This is a genomic window from Halobacillus salinus, assembly GCF_004684905.1.
GTDB classification, from domain to species: domain Bacteria; phylum Bacillota; class Bacilli; order Bacillales; family Halobacillaceae; genus Halobacillus; species Halobacillus salinus.
The window spans coordinates 1,568,618-1,588,869 of record NZ_SRJC01000001.1 but is presented as its reverse complement, the minus strand read 5'-3'; the positions used below and the strand labels follow the sequence as shown (position 1 = coordinate 1,588,869).

General features: G+C 42.5%; 24 protein-coding genes. 18 read left to right on the top strand and 6 right to left on the bottom strand.

The window, feature by feature from the left end; all coding sequences use genetic code 11:
• Window positions 1-35 precede the first annotated feature (35 nt).
• Entirely contained in the window at window positions 36-950 is a 915-nt protein-coding gene (locus tag E4663_RS08620) for a COX15/CtaA family protein (protein WP_135327287.1), read from the bottom strand.
• 412 nt (window positions 951-1,362) lie between these two features.
• Between E4663_RS08620 and cyoE the strand changes: the two genes are divergently transcribed.
• The 8 genes from cyoE to E4663_RS08580 all read left to right on the top strand — a co-directional run bounded on the left by cyoE (window position 1,363) and on the right by E4663_RS08580 (window position 8,527).
• Window positions 1,363-2,301 (top strand): heme o synthase, encoded by a 939-nt coding sequence (gene cyoE / locus E4663_RS08615; RefSeq protein WP_079480412.1) that lies wholly within the window; start codon window positions 1,363-1,365, stop codon window positions 2,299-2,301.
• Between the two features lie 70 nt (window positions 2,302-2,371).
• Window positions 2,372-3,433, top strand: coding sequence for a cytochrome c oxidase subunit II (gene coxB, locus E4663_RS08610; protein WP_135327286.1), 1,062 nt, complete (start codon window positions 2,372-2,374; stop codon window positions 3,431-3,433).
• A 35-nt stretch (window positions 3,434-3,468) separates the two neighbouring features.
• Window positions 3,469-5,337, top strand: coding sequence for a cytochrome c oxidase subunit I (ctaD, locus tag E4663_RS08605; RefSeq protein WP_135327285.1), 1,869 nt, complete (start codon window positions 3,469-3,471; stop codon window positions 5,335-5,337).
• Complete coding sequence (locus tag E4663_RS08600; protein ID WP_079480409.1) at window positions 5,337-5,960, top strand: cytochrome (ubi)quinol oxidase subunit III; 624 nt, start codon at window positions 5,337-5,339, stop codon at window positions 5,958-5,960. Before ctaD ends, E4663_RS08600 begins: the two co-directional genes overlap by 1 nt.
• A gap of 3 nt (window positions 5,961-5,963) precedes the next feature.
• Window positions 5,964-6,281, top strand: a complete 318-nt coding sequence (ctaF, locus tag E4663_RS08595; RefSeq protein ID WP_079480408.1) for a cytochrome c oxidase subunit IVB — start codon at window positions 5,964-5,966, stop codon at window positions 6,279-6,281.
• Window positions 6,282-6,440: 159 nt separating this feature from the next.
• Window positions 6,441-7,340, top strand: coding sequence for a cytochrome c oxidase assembly factor CtaG (gene ctaG, locus E4663_RS08590; RefSeq protein ID WP_079480407.1), 900 nt, complete (start codon window positions 6,441-6,443; stop codon window positions 7,338-7,340).
• Between the two features lie 47 nt (window positions 7,341-7,387).
• Entirely contained in the window at window positions 7,388-7,843 is a 456-nt protein-coding gene (locus tag E4663_RS08585; protein WP_135327284.1) for a DUF420 domain-containing protein, read from the top strand.
• A 141-nt stretch (window positions 7,844-7,984) separates the two neighbouring features.
• Entirely contained in the window at window positions 7,985-8,527 is a 543-nt protein-coding gene (locus E4663_RS08580; protein ID WP_135327283.1) for a GNAT family N-acetyltransferase, read from the top strand.
• A gap of 38 nt (window positions 8,528-8,565) precedes the next feature.
• Here the strand turns inward: E4663_RS08580 and ytvI are convergent, their stop codons facing one another.
• Both ytvI and E4663_RS08570 read right to left on the bottom strand, forming a co-directional pair.
• Window positions 8,566-9,624, bottom strand: a complete 1,059-nt coding sequence (gene ytvI / locus E4663_RS08575; RefSeq protein WP_135327282.1) for a sporulation integral membrane protein YtvI — start codon at window positions 9,622-9,624, stop codon at window positions 8,566-8,568.
• 122 nt (window positions 9,625-9,746) lie between these two features.
• A complete protein-coding gene (locus tag E4663_RS08570) occupies window positions 9,747-10,226 on the bottom strand; it encodes a YugN family protein (protein WP_079480403.1) in 480 nt (159 codons plus the stop codon).
• Window positions 10,227-10,418: 192 nt separating this feature from the next.
• Here E4663_RS08570 and E4663_RS08565 point away from each other — a divergent pair, with 192 nt between their 5' ends.
• The 4 genes from E4663_RS08565 (at window position 10,419) to E4663_RS08550 (ending at window position 12,938) form a co-directional block, all read left to right on the top strand.
• Window positions 10,419-10,847: a CBS domain-containing protein gene (locus tag E4663_RS08565; RefSeq protein WP_079480402.1), complete on the top strand. Its 429-nt coding sequence runs from the start codon at window positions 10,419-10,421 to the stop codon at window positions 10,845-10,847.
• A 137-nt stretch (window positions 10,848-10,984) separates the two neighbouring features.
• Window positions 10,985-12,019 (top strand): CAP domain-containing protein, encoded by a 1,035-nt coding sequence (locus E4663_RS08560; RefSeq protein WP_158290461.1) that lies wholly within the window; start codon window positions 10,985-10,987, stop codon window positions 12,017-12,019.
• A 44-nt stretch (window positions 12,020-12,063) separates the two neighbouring features.
• Window positions 12,064-12,423, top strand: coding sequence for a spore coat protein YlbD (gene ylbD, locus E4663_RS08555; RefSeq protein WP_079480400.1), 360 nt, complete (start codon window positions 12,064-12,066; stop codon window positions 12,421-12,423).
• 71 nt (window positions 12,424-12,494) lie between these two features.
• Entirely contained in the window at window positions 12,495-12,938 is a 444-nt protein-coding gene (locus E4663_RS08550; protein ID WP_079480399.1) for a YlbF/YmcA family competence regulator, read from the top strand.
• Here the strand turns inward: E4663_RS08550 and E4663_RS08545 are convergent.
• The gene (locus E4663_RS08545; RefSeq protein ID WP_135327280.1) at window positions 12,935-13,261 is read right to left on the bottom strand and encodes a hypothetical protein; all 327 of its coding nucleotides are present in this window, start codon (window positions 13,259-13,261) and stop codon (window positions 12,935-12,937) included. The genes E4663_RS08550 and E4663_RS08545 overlap by 4 nt on opposite strands.
• 95 nt (window positions 13,262-13,356) lie before the next feature.
• On the opposite strand from E4663_RS08545, the gene E4663_RS08540 reads away from it, so the two are divergent.
• Window positions 13,357-13,635: a YlbG family protein gene (locus E4663_RS08540; protein WP_079480397.1), complete on the top strand. Its 279-nt coding sequence runs from the start codon at window positions 13,357-13,359 to the stop codon at window positions 13,633-13,635.
• Between the two features lie 125 nt (window positions 13,636-13,760).
• Here E4663_RS08540 and E4663_RS08535 read toward each other — a convergent pair whose 3' ends face one another.
• Window positions 13,761-14,150, bottom strand: a complete 390-nt coding sequence (locus E4663_RS08535; RefSeq protein WP_135327279.1) for a DUF7147 family protein — start codon at window positions 14,148-14,150, stop codon at window positions 13,761-13,763.
• Window positions 14,151-14,283: 133 nt separating this feature from the next.
• Between E4663_RS08535 and E4663_RS08530 the strand changes: the two genes are divergently transcribed.
• The 3 genes from E4663_RS08530 to coaD all read left to right on the top strand — a co-directional run bounded on the left by E4663_RS08530 (window position 14,284) and on the right by coaD (window position 16,980).
• On the top strand, window positions 14,284-15,678 hold the full coding sequence (locus E4663_RS08530) for a stalk domain-containing protein (RefSeq protein ID WP_135327278.1): 1,395 nt from the start codon (window positions 14,284-14,286) through the stop codon (window positions 15,676-15,678).
• A gap of 262 nt (window positions 15,679-15,940) precedes the next feature.
• Complete coding sequence (gene rsmD / locus E4663_RS08525) at window positions 15,941-16,489, top strand: 16S rRNA (guanine(966)-N(2))-methyltransferase RsmD (protein ID WP_079480394.1); 549 nt, start codon at window positions 15,941-15,943, stop codon at window positions 16,487-16,489.
• Window positions 16,490-16,503: 14 nt separating this feature from the next.
• Window positions 16,504-16,980, top strand: coding sequence for a pantetheine-phosphate adenylyltransferase (coaD, locus tag E4663_RS08520; protein ID WP_079480393.1), 477 nt, complete (start codon window positions 16,504-16,506; stop codon window positions 16,978-16,980).
• Window positions 16,981-17,019: 39 nt separating this feature from the next.
• Here the strand turns inward: coaD and ylbJ are convergent, their stop codons facing one another.
• On the bottom strand, window positions 17,020-18,225 hold the full coding sequence (ylbJ, locus tag E4663_RS08515) for a sporulation integral membrane protein YlbJ (protein ID WP_241657133.1): 1,206 nt from the start codon (window positions 18,223-18,225) through the stop codon (window positions 17,020-17,022).
• A 158-nt stretch (window positions 18,226-18,383) separates the two neighbouring features.
• On the opposite strand from ylbJ, the gene E4663_RS08510 reads away from it, so the two are divergent.
• Together E4663_RS08510 and E4663_RS08505 are read left to right on the top strand one after the other, a co-directional pair.
• Window positions 18,384-19,172, top strand: coding sequence for a patatin-like phospholipase family protein (locus tag E4663_RS08510; RefSeq protein ID WP_135327277.1), 789 nt, complete (start codon window positions 18,384-18,386; stop codon window positions 19,170-19,172).
• A 2-nt stretch (window positions 19,173-19,174) separates the two neighbouring features.
• Window positions 19,175-20,203, top strand: coding sequence for a SepM family pheromone-processing serine protease (locus tag E4663_RS08505; protein ID WP_135327276.1), 1,029 nt, complete (start codon window positions 19,175-19,177; stop codon window positions 20,201-20,203).
• Window positions 20,204-20,252 lie beyond the last annotated feature (49 nt).

Genomic DNA, 20,252 nt, shown 5'->3' with positions numbered 1-20,252 from the left:
TAAGAAAAGCTCAGAGCCTGAAGCTCTGAGCTTTTTTAATCCTTATGCTTTTTTGCGCTTCGTGATGATAGGAGTAGGAAGTAAGAGAGTAACCCTACATATAATGAAATGACAAGGGCATGAAGTAGTGCAACGATCAGATGCACGTATGTAATGATGACAAAAGCCCCAAGTGCAACTTGTACGATCATGAGGATTACGGCAATTAACCAACCTGTTCTCATCAGCGAATCATCTTTATACTCGCGAAGTACTTTTATAAACAAATAAATAGTCCAGATAAATACCATTCCTGCAGCTAAGCGATGTCCCATTTGTATCCACTGGTAAATACCGTAGGAACTGAAATCGAAAGGAGAACGGTTATAACAAAATGGCCAGTCCATACACACCATACTCGAATTCGTGTGCCGGACAAGAGCACCTGTATAGACAACCAGCAGTACATAACTGATCAAGCCATAGAACTGGATTCTCAGATCTTTTTTGATATACACCGAATCGGCGTCGAACTTTTTGTCTATCTCAAAGATGATAAGTGTGAGCAATAACACAGCGGAGAATGAAACCAGCGAAATTCCGAAGTGCATTGCTAAAACAAAGTCTGACTGTCCCCATTTTACCGCGGCAGCGCCGATGAGTCCCTGAGCAAGAAGGAAAAAGAAAGCTAGGAAGGATAAGAATTTAACTTCCCGAATGTGTCCTACTCTTCGCCACGATAGAATAGCTAAAGCAAGAACGAAGAGACCTACGCCACCAGAGACTAACCTGTGGCTAAGTTCGATGATGAGCTCAAGGTTAATAGAGGAAGGGATCAGTTGACCATGGCAGAGCGGCCAACTCTGTCCGCACCCCATACCTGATCCTGTTTTTGTAACTAACGCACCGCCCAACAGCACCAACAGCATACCGAATGTGGAAAGGACGGCAAGACCTTTCAGTAATTTCATAGGATGAACTCCCTTATATGTAATACAAAATCGACGAACAATATAATACCATTTCATAGGAAAGAAATCATTACTATTCCACGAAAAAAACTTGCATATTGTGGAATGGTTTGCTAGAACTATATAAGTACGCCGTTTTACAAGAAATCTTAGAAAATAGTTGGAAACACTGTTAAAAGTCTTCAAACTAGTGAATACTTCTGATTAGAACAGCTTCACAAAGTTGTCACAATTAAATAAAATTCTCCAGTTTAAATAGATAGAACAATGATTCCATGATACAATAATTCTGATGTTTCTGGGCAGACATCTTCAATAAAAAACGGTGTCTGTACTTGAGGCAGCCCTCGAATGACAGGTACACGCCCCTCAGCTGGGTATGTCAGCGAGGTAGAAGGAGGAAGATATTACGATGGATAACCCAAGAACAGTCGAGTCTGCTTCAGCAGATTTGATGGACCAATCGACTGTCCGTGAGTCTTCGTTGTTAGCTGATATTAAAAGTTTGATCAAAGTCGGAATCATTAATTCCAACCTTATTACAACCTTCGCAGGATTTTGGCTTGCGTTGCACTTTACAGGGTCACAATTTACCGATCACTGGGGAGCCTTTATCCTCACTATGCTCGGAACCGCATTCGTCATAGCTGGCGGCTGTATTTTGAACAATTGGTATGACCGTGATATTGATCCGATCATGTCGCGCACACAGAGTCGACCTACGGTAACTGGGACGATGTCCTTGTCCGTTATTCGAACATTAGGTATAGCGACATCGGTTGCTGGTTTTATCATATTGATGTTTACAACAGTGGAAGCGGCTCTCTTTGGGGCATTCGGCTGGTTTGTTTATGTGGTCTTGTACACAATGTGGTCGAAAAGAAGGTACACGATTAACACTGTTGTCGGAAGTTTTTCTGGCGCTGTTCCACCTTTGATCGGCTGGGCAGCGATCGACCCAGGACTCCAATTAGAAGCAATTATTTTGTTTTTAATTATGTTTATTTGGCAAACGCCTCACTTCTTAGCTTTAGCTATGAAGAAGAAAGACGAGTATAAGGCAGCGGGCATCCCCATGCTTCCTGTTGTCCATGGTTTTAACATGACAAAAAGACAGATAGTCATTTACGTTGCATGTCTATTACCACTACCGATCTACTTAGCTTCACTCGGTACTGTATTTCTCGTCATTGCCTCTGTCCTGTCGCTTGGATGGCTCGTATTAGGAGTAGCCGGATTCTTTATGAAGAATGACTACAAGTGGGCGACATGGATGTTCATCTATTCATTGAACTATTTGACCATTATCTTCTTTACAATGGTTCTAGTTACACTACCCTTACCTTTTTAACGTACTAGTCCACTTCATTGTGGACTAGTTCTTAATAAAAAATGATATAAGAGAAAGAGAGGTATCACTCATGAGAGGTTGGATGGGAAAATTCCGTTCCTTATTTTTATTTGGTACTCTTGCACTGATTTTATCAGGTTGTGGGAAAGACAATTTGAGTGCCTTAAAGCCAAAAGGCTATAGTTCGGAATTAATATTGGATCTTATGTTGATCAGTATTGCAATAATGATCTTTGTATTTGTTATTGTTATGGCGATTTACGCTTTTGTACTGGTCCGCTATCGTCAGAAGAAAGATGACGAAGACATCATCCCGAAACAGGTAGAAGGGAACAAAGCCCTTGAGGTAATCTGGACTGTAATTCCGATTATTCTTCTACTAGTTCTTGCTGTGCCGACAGTTCAAGCAACATTTGACTTAGCAGATCGGTCTACACAAGATGATGATGGTGTTCTTACCGTTGAAGTTACAGGTAACCAATACTGGTGGCACTTCAACTACAAAGGAGAAGAGATCTCTAGTAGTCAGGAGCTGTACATTCCAACAGGTGAACGCGTCTACTTAGACATGAAAGCAAGCGATGTACTTCACTCTTTCTGGCTGCCATCAATAGCCGGAAAAATGGATACGCTTCCAGGGGAAAATATTAACACAATGTACTTAGAAGCCTATGAAGAAGGCGTTTACTGGGGTCACTGTACTGAATTATGTGGTCCTTCTCACTCTCTGATGGACTTCCGTGTGGTTGCGGTAAGTCAAGATGAGTTTGAGCAATTGAAAGAAGATTTCCGTAACATAGACCCTGAAGCGAAGCCTGAAACGGATTCAGCTGTAGAAGGCCAGAAGACATTCAATAATAAGTGTATGTCTTGTCACGCAATCGGTAATGCTCCTATGGGGGTAGGACCGAACTTGTCGAACTTCGCAAATCGCGAACGAATCGCAGGAATTTTAGAACCGACCAAAGAAAATTTGGTTAGCTGGATTACGAACCCTGATGAACACAAACCGGGGAACAAGATGCCTGCAAACCTTGTCGATGAACAACAAGCCGAGGAAATTGCAGATTACTTGTTACAGCTTGACCACACGGATGTCGGTGAAGACGCTCCGACTCAATCTGAAGAGTAAAAAAGAGAAGGTTATATAAAAAGGGAGGTTAAAGCGTGAGTACTGCAGCTGCGCAAAAAAGTGGCTTTCTTGCTACCATTTGGGATTACCTAACGACCGTTGACCACAAAAAGATTGCTCAACTCTATTTGTACACCGGTGGTTTCTTCTTCCTAGTTGGCGGCGTTGAAGCTATGTTAATTCGGATTCAGCTGATGAAACCAGACAATGATTTTCTATCAGCTGGACTTTATAACGAAATGATCACAATGCATGGTACGACGATGATATTCTTAGCAGCCATGCCATTGATATTCGCATTGATGAATGCCGTTGTTCCATTGCAAATAGGAGCACGAGACGTTGCATTCCCATTCCTGAACTCCTTAGGGTTCTGGTTGTTTTTCTTTGGTGGTGTACTTCTGAACGTCTCATGGTTTACTGGAGGAGCACCTGATGCCGGGTGGACCAACTATGCTCCGTTATCGACCACATCACCTGGTCACGGGGTAGACTATTATGTCATGGGTCTACAAATATCCGGTGCCGGAACGTTGATCGCAGGTATCAACTTCTTAGTTACAATCGTTAATATGAGAGCACCAGGTATGACTTACATGCGTATGCCTTTGTTTACATGGTCGACTTTCGTAACAAGTGCCCTTATTCTTTTTGCATTCCCAGCCTTGACAGTTGGATTGTTCCTAATGATGTTCGACCGCATGTTCGGATCCGCATTCTTTGATGTGGCGCTTGGCGGTAACGTTATTATTTGGGAGCACTTATTCTGGATCTTCGGTCACCCGGAAGTATATATTCTGATCCTTCCGTTGTTCGGAGCATTCAGTGACATATTCTCTACGTTCTCTAAGAAACGTCTATTCGGTTATTCCGCGATGGTATTTGCGACGGTTCTAATCGGTTTCTTAGGATTCATGGTATGGGCTCACCACATGTTCACAGTAGGAATGGGGCCGATTGCGAACTCCATTTTCGCTGTTGCAACTATGGCGATTGCCGTGCCAACAGGTATTAAGATCTTTAACTGGTTGTTCACGATGTGGGGCGGGCAGATCCGTATGACAGCAGCGATGCTTTGGTCTGTTGCATTTATCCCTTCCTTTACTATTGGAGGAATGACGGGTGTTATGCTTGCAGCCGCAGCAGCTGACTACCAGTATCATGATACGTATTTCGTTGTAGGTCACTTCCACTACGTAATCGTTGGTGGTGTTGCCTTCGGTCTATTCGCAGGTCTTCACTACTGGTGGCCGAAAATGTTTGGTAAAATTCTTAATGAGAAACTTGGTAAATTGGCATTTTGGCCGTTCTTTATCGGTTTCCATCTGACGTTCTTTATCCAGCACTTCCTAGGTCTTATGGGAATGCCACGTCGTTACTGGGTTTTCCTTGATGGCCAAGGATTGAATACAGGGAACTTAATCAGTACTATCGGTGCCTTCTTAATGGCAATAGGAACTATTATCTTCCTAATCAATATCGTCTACACAGCCTTCAAAGAACCAAAAGTTGGTGGAGATCCTTGGAATGGACGTACCCTAGAATGGGCTATTCCTTCCCCGCCACCACATTACAACTTTGCTCAAACACCACTTGTACGTGGTTTAGATCCTCTTTGGGTAGAGAAAATGGATGGTAAGAAAGGTATGACACCTTCTGAACCTCTTGGAGATATCCATATGCCGAACGGATCTATTCTTCCGTTCATGATGTCCCTTGGAATGTTCATTGCAGGGTTTGGATTCATCTATCAGATCGACAGCAGTAGCTGGCTGATAGCTGTATTCATTGGTATGGGTATTACACTTGGTTCCATGCTTACTCGTTCCTTGAAAGATGATCTAGGGCACCATATTCATAAAGAAGAGCTTGAAAGAGATATTAAGAAGGGGGCTGGCAAATAATGAGTCATGATGATGTACTGAATCCGAAGCAAATGCCGCATGATCCGGAAAAAGCCACCCTTGAAGGTAAAAACAAGTTCCTTGGTTTCTGGTTTTTCCTCGGAGGAGAAACAGTTTTATTCGCAAGTTTATTCGGGACGTATCTTGCTTTAAACGGTTCTACTCAAGGCGAGAATACTCCGGAACACTTATTTGGACTGGAGCTAGTATTCATTATGACGATGCTCCTTCTTACAAGTTCCTTAACATCTGTATATGCCATGTATCACATGAAAAACCATAACTTCCAGAAGATGCAGTTGTGGCTCGTGATTACGGTCTTGTTAGGACTTGGTTTTCTTGGATGTGAAATTTATGAGTTCATGCACTACATTCATGAATATGAATTCACATTCCGGTCGTCCGCATTTGGTTCTGCCTTCTATACGCTAGTCGGCTTCCACGGAGGACACGTTCTATTCGGACTTTCTTGGATTACGGCTCTGATCATCCGTAACCAGAAGCGTGGATTGAACCTTTACAATGCTCCGAAGTACTATATTGCAAGTCTATATTGGCACTTCATTGACGTTGTTTGGGTATTTATCTTTACGGTTGTCTATCTCATGGGAAAGGTGGGTTAAACGATGTCAAACGCCAAACCTGCTCATCAACATGAATACGAAAGAAAACAACACCGGGAAGAGATGAAGCATCAGGTCATCAGCTTTGTGATGATGATTATCTTCACATTCGTTGCATTTGGAATGGTGATGTTCGAAGTGAACTCGTTCTTCATTATTCCAACTCTGATCTTGCTTGCTGTCGTGCAAGTTGCTTTCCAACTTTATTATTTCATGCACATGAAAAACAAAGGTCACGATATGCCTGCCCTCATGATGTATGGCGGTGCAGCCGTAGCCTTGCTTACGATTATTACCTTTACTACTTTGATTTGGTGGTAAAACAGAAAAAAGACCGGTTCTTCCGGTCTTTTTTTATAGGTTTGAATTGTATAAGAGATATGAACGATTTTTGAACAATGGGGTAGAAGACCTCGTTTTTTATCAGGAAACAAGGTAAAATGAACTGTAATGAGTACAAGAAATATGAGGTGAATACCTATGTGGTTAGAGCTACAGATTTTCGGATTCCGAGCCCTATGGAGTCCTTTGTATGCCTTATTTATTGTTCTGCTAGCTGCACTCTTTATCTTTATCACACAATGGAAACGACCGGCAGGGGAAGATGCGCCAACGACTAAACAACAAGTGTTCTTCTATTCGGGACTTGTCCTTTTATACATTATAAAAGGCTCACCAATGGATTTACTGGCTCATATTATGTTCACTGCACATATGACGCAAATGGCGCTCTATTACTTACTGTTTCCGATCTTAATCATTAAGGGAATTCCATCCTGGATTTGGAGAAAGCTTTTCCAAGTGAAAGGTTTGTCTTGGGCATTGCGTTTGATTACGAAGCCATTGATTTCATTGCTTCTGTTTAATGGACTCTTTTCCATGTATCATATGCCTGTAATCTTTGACTTTGCTAAGTCCAGTGAGATTTCTCATAGTGTGATTTCCACTGTCATACTAGTGACAGCGTTTGCGATGTGGCTATCCGTATTTCCTCCTCTGAAGGAATTGGACAGAATATCTCCATTGATGAAAATTGGTTTTATCTTTGCCAATGGAGTGTTAATTACACCGGCATGCGGATTGATTATTTTTGCTGGATCCCCTCTCTATGCAACGTATTCAGAGGCAGGGGCCTGGATTCAGGCTTTAAGTTTATGTGTGCCAACTGGAGTATTGTCTGACTTGGCCTCTAGTTTAAGTGGACCGGCATACTTTACACCAATGCCTCTTGTCGAAGACCAGCAGCTTGGTGGAATTATTATGAAGATTACACAAGAAGTCATTTTTGGAGCTGTCATAGCTTATGTATTCTTCGGTTGGTTCAAAAAAGAAGGAGACACAGTCGATCCCTTACCGAATCAAGTATCGACAGAATCATAAGAGCGATGGTTCTAAAGTAAAGAGAGAGTTTGAAATGGGGTGTACGTATGCCATTGTTACCAACACTCAGTACAAGCTTTATTGTCATTAGTGCTGTACTGGTTGCGATTGGCTGGTGGTTAATCGCGAAAAACAAAAGGAAAGCTCATAAAGGCGTGATGATTGCTGCGGCAATCAGTGCCTTGATATTTTTCATTATCTACTTAAGTCGAACCGTATTTGTTGGAAATACTAGTTTCGGTGGACCTGATGATATAAAAATTTACTATACTATTTTCCTTATATTCCATATCATATTGGCAACAGTCGGGGCCGTATTCGGTATCGTGACATTAACACTTGCCTTTAGAAGGAGAATAGCTAAACATCGCAAGATAGGACCAGTTACAAGCATCATTTGGTTCTTCACTGCAATAACAGGTGTCGCTGTCTATTCACTCCTTTATATCATATATGACGGAGGAACGACGACAAGTATGATCAAAGCTATACTTGGGTTATAGTGAAAAACAACGAGAGTCTAAATGCTCTCGTTGTTTTTTTTATCGAATTTTAGGTGAACATTGTTTAGGTAGGGGGAAGAACAGGTATATAGGACAGTATGAATCGATTCCCTACATAAAATATACTAGGAGGATACAACCATGGAACTGAAAACAGGACGTCTCCAGTTAATACCCATTACGGTGGATTTAGCTCAGATGTTAATGAAGAACTCACTCGCATTTTACTACAAATACCAATTACCTTGGAATAAGAATTGGCCCCACGATGGGCTGAAAGCACTTCTTCCGATTTATACGGAAAAATTGGAGGAAGACCAAGGGCAGTTTGGGTTTGGTCCATGGGTAATGATTGACCTTGATGGAGAAGCAGTAATCGGGGATATTGGTTTTAAAGGAAAACCCGATGAAGAGGGAACAGTAGAGATCGGATATCATGTTGTGGCTTCTGAAAGGAACGTAGGTTATGCGACGGAAGCAGTAGCAGGTTTGTGCAAGTGGGCATTCACTCAACCGGAAGTGAAATCTGTAGAGGCACAATGTGACAAGTCGAATATTGCTTCTCAAAAAGTATTGATTAATAATGGATTCACTCATACAGGAAGGCATAGGGAAATCTTCCTTTTCAAGAAAGATAAAAGTGTTCAAAAGATGGAAGAAGATTCATTTAAAAAAGGACTATAATAGCTCATAAAAAAAGACAGCCTATAGGCTGTCTTTTTTTATAGTTTATAGTTCCATCGAATGATGCCTGCTTCTTTAGCTGAATTGAACGCGATGACCACAAGCGGTCCAAGTAGGAAACCAGCGAGTCCAATCAGTTGTAAACCAAGATACATGGCTATTAAGGTAGCAAGCGGTGAAAGCCCGATGTGTCGCCCCATAACTTTCGGCTCTACAGTACGACGTATAGCGAGCAAAACAATGGCTAGGACACCAAGCTTTGTCCCCATAGCGAGATCCCCTGTAATCAACATATATACAGACCATGGACCGAGTATGACGATAGATCCGATAATCGGTATAAAATCGATCAGCCATATGATGAGTGCCATAACTACAGCGACTTCTGGGGCAATCCAAAGCAGTCCGAGTAATGTGACAAAGAAGATGATGATACTGACAAGGAACTGTGCTTTTAAGAAACCAAATATTACATAACCTAAACGTGCGTTCATGAACTTGACCTTCTCGGATGTTGCTTCCGTAAAGTGTTCATGCATTTTATCTTTTAAGCGAGGCAGTTCGAGCATGAACAGAAATAGCGCAATCAGGTAAACGAGGAAGCTTACTAAGAACTCTGGTATCTTTGCTGCAAACGCAGCGAGATTGGTCAATTGAAGCTTCTCAGATAATGTATCAGCTGTGTTATTTACTGTGTTTGTCAATTCAAGTGTTACCCTGTCCACTAATTCCTTAGGCATATTCTGAGTGAAACTATCCATACTGCTTTCCCAGTTTAGCAGAACATTGTTGATCTGGTTGATATAAGCAGGGGCATTCGCGGCCAATTGAGCTGCTTGAGCAACCGCGCTGGTCACAGCATATGTACCAAGTAGACCTAGAAAGATCAGAAATAGCAGGAATACGATGGTCACAGCCATCTTTCGGTTCATGCGGAATCTGAATTGGATCCACCGTACAGTTGGATTAAGAAAGAGAGCGGTCACAAGAGCTAGTATTAATGGAACGGCTACAGGTAAAATGAAATACGCCGCTATCGCAAGTATTACGGCGAGTAGGATTAGGATCCACTGTTTTTTGGTTAGTAATCGGAACAATTTAGTAATGTAGCTCCTTTCCCTTGAAAGCTGCTCGCTACTTAGCGAGTAATGCATTGATAAAAAGAGTCGCTCACCTAGTTAAGGGTGTGCGACTCCGATTGGTGGTTCCGGATGATTCATTAATTACGGTTATCTGGATTATTAGACAGCTCTTTCATCTTGTCTAAAATTTCTTGGTTGTTGTTTTCTTTCGCCCAGTTTTTCAACTTGTCCAATACGATGTGTTCCGGTACTTGGTTATGGTATTTCTCTGCTGGTTCTACTACTTTCTGAATCAGTTGGTGTGCACGTTCAATCGTACCGCTTGAGAAACCTTCTTCTTCTCCATATTCAATGCCGTGGGGATAATAATGGCGTCCTAGAAGTGGGGTCATAAGCGTGATGACAGCATCTCCTTTATCGACGTCACCTTCTACAGCGAATCCTTGAATACGAATGTAATATGTGATGTTTTTCTCCGGTGCTTCCATTTTGTAATCATATGTTACACGTTCGTAGTCCCACGATCCACCAAGGATGAATCCATTATTTTCTAAAAGCTCCGTTAATGGTTTGAAGTCTAACATTAGTCCATCTAACCCAGTATTTTCTAATCTCATTACTTCCACCTCACATGTTGTTATGTACTTCGTTCATTTTAGTATGAAAACGATTTAGTTGCAATTCCATGCATACTACTTACTATCCACTTTTGCTTTTACATTATACTACAAATGACGGAGCGTTGCATGTAATAAATTTATCAATTCGGGGACACTAAGGACTGATCTTGATCTAAAGGAGGAAACATCATGAAAAATGTTGGAGATATCATGACAAAACAAGTATCTTGCTGCAACTCAGACTCTTGTCTGAGCGACGCTGCTTCTATGATGAAAGATAAAAATATCGGTGCTCTGCCGGTGTTGGACACCCAAGGGAACGTACTCGGTATGGTTACAGACCGTGACCTTGTGCTAAGAGGGTATGCCGACAAACGTGCAGATTCATCATCTATTCAGGATGTAATGAGTAACCAAGTGGTTTCTTGCTCTCCGAATACGACACTTCAAGAAGCGAGTCAAATGATGGCTGAAAAGCAAATCCGCCGTCTTCCTGTTGTAGAGAATGGTAAGATCATGGGGATTATTTCCCTTGGTGATTTGTCTCTTGATCAGATGTCAGATCAGTCAGCAGGCCAAGCCCTGCACGAAATTTCAGAGCGTCCTGAATTTCATTAAGGCTGTAGAGAAGAAGATCTGCTAATGCAGGTCTTCTTCTTTTTAAGTTAACTGTTCATAGGTTGCTCATTCTCACTTATACTTATATTAAAGACGAGAGAGGGAGATGGGGTATGAAGCGTATAATATCTTTACTCATGATAACTATTGTGCTGTATTTCATATGGACAAGAATCGAACCGTTTCCTAATACAGAACAACAAGTTTCAATAGGGATTGAGCCGGTAGAAGAACCTGCAGAACCTGTAGAAGAAGTGTTTCAAGAATCAACAAGCGAACCAGTCATAGAAGATAGCGAATCACCTGAGAGTGTCAAAGGAATATCGGATGAAAAGTTGGGCAGTTTGTACGGGCAACCTGTTTACACAGCACCTAGTGAATTTGGGTATGAGTGGTGGGTATATGACCAAGATCCTTTATCATTTGAGCAGTTTGGTGTAAAAAGTGGGGAAGTAGTCACAGCGGTAATCTCCACTCCCGATAAGGAAGTGGAGGGTGTGGAGATCGGAGCTTCCTATAAAGAGTTAGCGGAAACTTTTAACTTCAAGAAGACGTATGCATTAGGTAGTGAGCAGGGATTTCGTTTTGAACTGACTCCAGAGGACATGAAAGAGAGGCCTGTGATCTCCCTAAATGATGAGTGGTCAATGCAGCTGTATTTCGACACTTTCACGGAAACTCTTTCGGCGGTCCGGATGGTCCGGAATGACATTCTCCTATTGATGCAACCTTATAAAGTAGTATATCGCGGAAACCTTCCAAAGCCAGTTCCCTTAGACCGAGAAGGTTGGCAGTTAGTGGAAAGTGGCATGGAGAAACAAATATTAGGACTGACAAACCATATTAGGAAAATGCATGATTTAGGCACCTTGAATTTACACACAGGAGCATCTTCGGTTGCTTTTTCACACAGTAGGGATATGGATGAAAATAACTACTTCTCTCACTATTCTCAAAACGGGGACGGACTGAAAGAACGATTGAGTAACATAGAATATAGGCAGGCTGGTGAGAATATTGCAGCTCAATACGTAGATGCAACGGCAGCGGTCCATGGGTGGTTGAATAGTAAAGGGCACAGAGAAGCCCTTTTGGAACCAAGCTACACACACATTGGTATAGGCGTACATCAGCGCTACTACACACAGAACTTTTTAACGCTTGCGGAATAATGTGCATAGGCTATGATGTACATGGTAAAGCGAGGTGTGAAACGATGAATAAAAAGGATTTACACCCCAGTGTTCAGCGCTTCAAAGAATTCGTCGATCAAAATCCACGGGTGAAGAACCAACTTCGAAAAAATCATAAACTTATCCAGAAATACTATGAAAAGTGGATGATCCTTGGAGAAGACGACTCGTTCTGGAGTTCATTGCCACCTGAGAAAAAAGAATATCAGGCGAACAAAATGGAGTGGATCAAGCAGTTGGGGGTATTGGTGGAAGACATCGATTGGGAAGAAGTGTCGCGTCAAATTGAAGAACTAGGTGGTGCAATCGGTCAGTTCCAGCAAATAATTTCCGATGCTAAACAAGATCGACAAAAGCCTAAAATGGAATACCCTTATTACTAATAAATGGAGGCGGCAGCTTTTCAATCTGCTGCCCCATTTGATAAGATGAGTAAAGGGAGGTGGGCAAAGAGATGCTAGCTACAATGGAAATTGTCGATCTACTTGACCGCTCTGAAGCAATCGGAGAAATGATTATGAACTCCGAGACCATGCAAGAATATCAACAAGCGAAATTTGCGCTTGAGAATGATAAAGAAGCTCAACGTCTTATTAAGCAGTTTGCTGATATGAAAGAGCACTATGAGGATGTACAACGCTTTGGTCGTTACCATCCCGATTATAGTACCATCATGAAGAAAGTGCGTTCCGTTAAACGTGAAATGGACATGCACGAGAGGGTGGCCACTTTTAAGAAGGCAGAACGTCAAGTTCAAAAGCTGTTGGATGAAATAAGTGAAACGGTTGCCTTTAGTGTCAGTGAACAAATCAAAGTTCCGAAAAACGGAATGGCCCTAACCGATTCAGGTTGCAGTGGCGGTTGTGGAAGCGGAGGAAGCTGTGGCTGTGCTTCCTAGGAAGTAAAGCGAATACAATCATCACATAAGTTACCGCAACAGAACATCTTGCGTTGTGGGACAAGAAACCGAATACGGTACACATAAAACGCCTGATTCTTGCGAACGTAACTCATCTCAAGGGTCAGGCGTTTTCCTCTCATGGCTTTTGCTGCACATAATTTCAACGCATCCTCAAGCATCCGTTGATCTACATGATCTTCAAGCCATAAGTAGACGAACGGTAGACCAGCAACTTTTTTCCATTCACTTCTTCGAATTAGAGAAGATTGATTAAGCTTTGTTCTGAACGTTTCAAAAGCAACTTCATGATCGATTTTCATCACGGTACGCTCCTTTTAACGATTGCTGATAGTGCATTCATTTGGTAAGCTGTACATAACTATTTAAAAATTTTTCAAAAAAGTAGGGAGTCTTAATGCTAAGAACTAAACGACAAGGAATTATTGTCTACTTTCAGCATATGAAGAATGTCCGGCAGATAAAAAAACACGGCCACCTTATCCATGCCTCCAAAAAGCATAAGTATGCGGTAGTCTATGTGAATCAGGAAGATGTAGAATTCAAGATGGAGAAATTAGAGCGTCTACCTTTCGTTTCCCGTGTCGTTCTTTCCCATAAACCTGATATCCGTACAAATTATGAGAACGCGAAGCCGGACAAAGCCAAGCAATATGATTACAAGATGGGAATATAAAGAAAAGGCTGCCGTATTGGCAGCCTTTTCTTTATATATTCTGAAGTGGATATGATCCCGCTTCTCTTATCCTGAGAGGGCGTCATCATAATCCGGGACTAATGGATTGAGTGTTTCATCCGATATTAAGAGAGCGGAGCGATGAATTTGTTTGTACGTAAGATACCGATCAGATGCTGATAGAATAAGTCCGTTTCAGGAAAAATAGTGGAGGGTTTGATTGTGAATTCTATCACTTCTTTACCTGCTTTCTCGACCATTGCTTGAAACATATCAAAACGTTTGTTTGACTTTTCGTGAGGGTTCGGAATGCCCTCTCTACATATGTAGATGGGTTGGAACTTCTGCTCTCGACCTGGCTCTAGTACAAGGGCTAATGAAGCCACCGGCTGTCCATTCTTCTCACTGTAAAATGCGATAGCATGCTTAATCCGATCAGACATTCGTTCTCCAAGCTCTATCAACTCATACAGATCGGAGTAACCTTCTCCGAGTTCAATGAATTTTTGTATCATAAACATTTCTTCCTTTCTAAATGTTCCATCCTACCAACCGTAGCACGAATGAAGGGGAATGTGAACTCTCATCAAGCCGAAACGGTGGGGCAGCGTAACAGCACTTAACTCAATATTAGAGGAGGGGGAATAGATGAGAAGGGTAATCTTTGCTTCGGTATTGTTTTTGTCTATTTCTTGCTTACTACTACTATACCAGTGGGAGGACTTCGAACAGCCGGCTCCAAATAAACATGGCAGTCTGCCTTCTCCTACGATAAACATCGACATCAAGCTTCTAGAGAATACTTATGTTATACATTATACGTTTGAGGAATGGCTTCCTGGGACGTATGAGGTGTCTTTCCCTGAAGAGAGTCGTATGATCAGGTGTAGCCATGATTGTTTGAAGGAAAAGGATAACAGTACCGCTGAGTGGGAATTTACTGGTGAAGAGCAACTTTCTTACGAATTGCCGTTCGGGAACCAAGATAAATTAACAGAATGGAATCTGAAGTTCAGACAAGGGGAGCGATACGTTAAGCCAGAGTACAAGCTCTCTCTTGAAGATTATAGTCAAATGGAGCACACATGGGTCGGTGTGACATCTAAAAAGTCAGATATCCGTAAAGATTTAGTGCGCTATTATCAGTTTGAGAAAACGAATAGGATCCACTACCCGTTGGTACTAGTTAAGGATTCGTCCAAGAAAGTGTGGCGTAGTGGGGAATGGGTCGTGACTTATCCAAGTTCATCCCCGATCTCAGAAGATACAAAACGCTATATAAGAGCCTTAGAGAATCAATATCAACCCGCCCTTGTGGAATTGAATCAAGAGTCAGCGGCTCCTAGTGGAGGTTACCTATCTGTTAAGTCTGTCTACCAAATAGAGCATGCCTTGTTCTTGCAACAAATCAAGTCACTCTATCCGGATGCTTCAAGAGAATGGGCTATTCCTGTGTTGTCCCAACTGTTCTTCGATAAAAGTCTTACTGAAATGGAGAGATCACAAGCAATGGCAGGCGATATCCTTGCCGTCTTTTCAGAAGAAGAGGTGGAGACAATAAAGCAGAAGCTTCTCCGTAATGATGCATCTGCAACTTTGGTAACCAAAGTGGATGAACTTTTATCACAAGTGTATGGGATGCACACTACTTTCTTTTCTCAGAATAAAGAATCAGGTTCCTACGTTCCGCTTTATTTCCTCCATTCTAAACCTGTGATTTCACCTGATCAAACTATGGACGAAGACGCAGTTGAACTGGGGAGGGAAATGTATTTACCTTTGAAACCATTACTGAATCTAGCTGGGTACTCTTTTACTCCATTTCCAAAAGATAAACTGTTTCTAGTGGAACTGCCTGGTCGATCGTACCGATTCTTTCTTAATCGGTCGACATTTATCATGAATGAGCAAGAGTTCGGAATGGCGACGGACCTCCTGCGCAAAGTAGATGGTCGTATTTTTATGAAGCGTCACTACGTAGAGGAATTGTTGAATATCAATGTAGCCGAGCGAGAAAATAGCATAATAGTGCAAAAAAAATAGGGCTGTCCATATAGACAGCCCTTCTTTTCTATCCTCATACAGAGCATAAAAAAGTAAAGGGAGAGGAGAAACCGGAGGGCTTATGGGGAAGTAAGCCTTCTCCGTTTTCAGAAGCAGTATTCCGCTTCATTGCTAGTATGGACCTGAACCCGCTGATTTATTCAACCATAACGAAATTCTCCATGGCTTGAGTAGAGTGTCGCCTACCCATGTATTTTGTGGTAGGATTATGGGGAATGTTGTTAGAAAGAGGTGACAGAAAATGAGAGTCATTGCTGGAGATTTTAAAGGCAGACCATTGAAATCTGTGCCGACTCATCAAACTAGGCCGACAACTGATAAAGTGAAAGAAGCTGTATTTCACGGGATCGGACCTTTCTTTGAGGGGGGACGAGCCCTTGATTTGTTTGCAGGAAGCGGAGGGCTGGGCATTGAAGCGCTAAGCCGTGGTGTAGAGTCATGTGTATTTGTCGATCAGCAGCACAAAGCTATTTCCACAATCCATGAAAACATCGAATTACTAAAGCTGAAAGACCGTACAGAAGTATTCCGTACAGATGCAAAACGGGCAATGAAAGCTGCAGGGAAACGTGGTCTAACCTTTGATTATATATTCCTTGATCCACCTTATAAAAAGTTTTCTTATGCTGAGCTGATGGAAGCGCTTATCGAGCATGGATTGTTAGCAGATGGCGCAACCGTTGTTTGTGAGCATGATGCTTCTGAGGAGATCCCGGAAGCGGTAGGACACCTGGAAAGGCAGAAGACGGATTCATATGGAAGCAATATCGGAGTTTCAATTTTTAAGTAAAGGAGGCAGAGACTGTGACGCAAGTAGCGATTTGCCCAGGAAGTTTTGACCCGATTACATACGGGCATTTAGATATCATCCAACGAGGAGCGAAGGTTTTCGACCACGTGATAGTCGCCGTGTTCAATAACCAAAGCAAGTCTCCGTTATTTGATGTGAATGAAAGACTCGAGTTATTAAGAGAAGTTACAAAAGACTTAGATAATGTATCGGTTGATTCATGTGAGGGGTTATTGATGGACTATGCCAAAGAGAAAGGCGCAAAAGCGATTATCCGTGGCCTTAGAGCTGTCAGTGACTTTGAATATGAAATGCAGATCACATCCATGAACCGAAAGCTGAACGAGGAAATTGAAACGTTCTTCATGATGACAAACAACCAATATTCCTTCTTAAGCTCAAGTATCGTAAAAGAAGTAGCGAAGTATCGTGCCAACATTTCAGACTTAGTCCCACCTCCAGTTGAAAAAGCGTTACAAGAGAAATTCTAAATGACAAACCACTACTAAATGAAGTAGTGGTTTTTTTGTTTAAGATAAACGCTGATAATGTGTGGTTTTCTCGCGATTACGTTTAACTTTAATAAACATCATGGAAGCAAGCATAATGATTGTGACCGGAGGTCCGTTCTGCTCAAAGAAGAGCATAAGTGAACGGATTTGGTCCTGTGTAGGCTCCCATAAAGGGAGAATGGATTCCAGCGACCAGCGTTCGTATATTTCATAAACTCCTATCATCAAGAGAGCGGCAATGGTGCCGTGAGCGATTCGTGCCATTGCATATGGCTTAAAGCTTATGTCCGTACTGGCCAATATGCTTGCGATCTGTGCTTGGATAGAGAAACCGTGAAACCCAAGTAAAAAACTGACGAGCATCAACTGTGCAAGAAGTGGTTCGCTCGTTGCAGTGATGGATCCAATTCCTGTCGTCATCTCAAGCATCCCAGAGACAATCGGTATGTGAAAATTATAAGGAATTTGGAGCCAGGTGAGACCGTGGGAAACAAGGTGGATCATGCCTGTCTGTTTCAACAATTCTGTCATCACACTGAACAACATAATAAATCCCCCGACCATGAGAAGGGTATCGACGGATTTTGTCACAGCATCACCCATCAGTTTCCCGATCGATCTACCGTCTTGTAAACGAGAGGAGTGCATAGTGTCGAAAGCATTTCGTAAACCGGGGTTTCTGCTAGCTCGTTCCAGCGACGTCTCATCCTTCTTGTAGTATCTCATTCCGATTCCTACTAAGAAATTCCCACCGTAGTGGCACAGAGCAATTAAGAAACCGAGCTTAGCACTATGGAAAAAACCGACGGCGATAGCGCCGAATATGAAAAGGGGACTTGATGCATTCGTAAAAGCTACCAGTCGCTCTGCTTCAGCTCGGGAAACCTGTCCATTCTTCCGTAGATCTGCAGTCCACTTTGCTCCAGCAGGGTAGCCGCTTGCCATTCCCATCACCCACACAAATCCCCCACACCCCGGCACGTTAAACAGTGGACGCATCAGTCTTTCGCTTAATGCCCCAAGACCGTGAACCAGTCCGAATCCTATCATCAATTCAGCTGTTATGAAGAAGGGAAGGAGAGAAGGGAAAACGACTTCCCACCATAAGTCCAGCCCTCTTAGACTAGCTTTCAGTGCTGCCTGCGGATAAACGATCAAGGCGATAGCGAAAAGTAAGGTCAGACTTGTCAATACAAGCGTTTTCAGTTTGGAAATGAGCTGCACCTCCTAGCGCGTACGGTTTCCTGTACTTCTAATATCATCCATAGTAAAATGATATTATTCTTCAATACCAAAGCTTGTCTCCTAGTTCATGTGTACGCTCATAGTCGGTGGGTTTATTCCATAAAATAGTATGGAATACTCGGGAGGAGGGATGTCGGATGGAGCGTCCGAAAGTAGGGTTAGCTCTTGGCTCTGGTGGAGCAAGAGGGTTTACACATTTAGGTGTGCTCAAAGTGCTTCAGGAGCATGGCATTCCAATTGATATGATTGCAGGAAGCAGTATGGGAGCCCTTGTAGGTTCGTTTTACGCTGCTGGTCAAAGAATTGAGGATTTATACAAGCTTGCTTTAACTTTTAAGCGGAAGTATTACCTGGATTTCACAGTGCCTCGAATGGGATTCATTCAGGGACGGCGGATCAAGGAGTATATCCGTTTATTCACTTTTGGAAAAAACATTGAAGAATTTGATTTGCCACTTGCGATTATCGCAACGGATCTTTACGCAGGTGAAAAACGGGTGTTCCGAACAGGACCTGTGAGTGAAGCTGTAAGGGCTAGTATTGCGATTCCGGGTATTTTTGTACCGGAGAAGATTGATGATCGCTTATACATTGATGGAGGGGTGATGGATCGGGTGCCGGTATCCGTCGTCAAAGAAATGGGAGCCGACATCATCATTGCAGTAGATTGCGCCCATTTCGATGCAGACCCTAATATCAATTCGATTTATGACGTTATCATACAAAGTATAGATATTATGCAGGATGAATTAGTGACAGCGATGGGGGTTTCTACCGACGCGGATATTATGATTCGTCCGGATGTATCCACTTATAGCGCCCGGGCATTTACGAACATCAAAGAGATCATTGAGGCTGGAGAGAAGGCAGCAGAAAGCCAAGTGAAAAACATACAAATGAAGCTGTCTGGATGGAAGGAGTCTTAGGCATGAGGAATAATAAACGAGTTCTGATAACCGGTATCATTACTTTGCTCATTGTTGCACTATTAGGTGCTTATCGGATGCCATATTATATTTATAAACCAGGTTCCGCGGATGAGCTAGACCCGATTGTACAAGTAGCAGATGGGTTTCAGAGTGAAGGAGAAATGCACCTTGTAACCGTCAGGGGTGGTCAGGCAACCCCAATCCAGTGGCTGCTTGCGAGTATACGTCCATACCATCAAATTTATCCACTAGACCAAATTCGTCCCGAAGGTGTAAGTGAAGAAGAGTATTATCATGCTCAATTAAGGTTGATGGAATCATCTCAAGAAGCGGCGAAGGTTGTTGCCTATCAAGCAGCTGATAAAGATATCGAAATCAACTATGAAGGGGTCTACGTCGTCAACGTTTTAGAGGGCATGCCAGCTGAAAAGGCATTAAAGTCAGGCGATGAGATTACTAAAGTAGACGATCAACAAGTTAAGGAGACTAATGACTTGATTGATTATGTCAGTGACATGGAGGAAGGCGACACAGTGACCTTGACCATTGAACGAGAAGACGAGACTCTTCAGAAAGAGATCGCTCTAGCGCCGTTTCCTGACAATCCGGACAAAGTCGGCGTCGGCATTTCTTTAGTTACGGATCGCACGGTGGAAGTGAATCCTGAGGTTACTGTAAAGAGTGGAGAAATAGGCGGTCCGAGCGCTGGGTTAATGTTCACGCTCGAAATGTATGATCAACTTACGGAAGAGGATATCACGAGAGGCTATCAAGTTGCTGGTACAGGAGAAATCAACTATGAAGGGGAAGTTGGAAGAATCGGAGGGATCGATAAGAAAGTCGTAGCTGCTTCGGATGATGGGGTCAATATTTTCTTTGCTCCAAATGAGGAAGGCCGAGAAGGGTCGAATTACGAAGTGGCCAAACAAACGGCGGAAGACATCGGAACCGATATGAAGGTCGTTCCGGTAGATACTTTTGATGATGCCCTGAATTATTTGAAACAACTTGAACCGAGAACATCATAATAGCTTTATCTTTTTAAAAAAAGGCGGACCCGAATGGATCCGCCTTTTT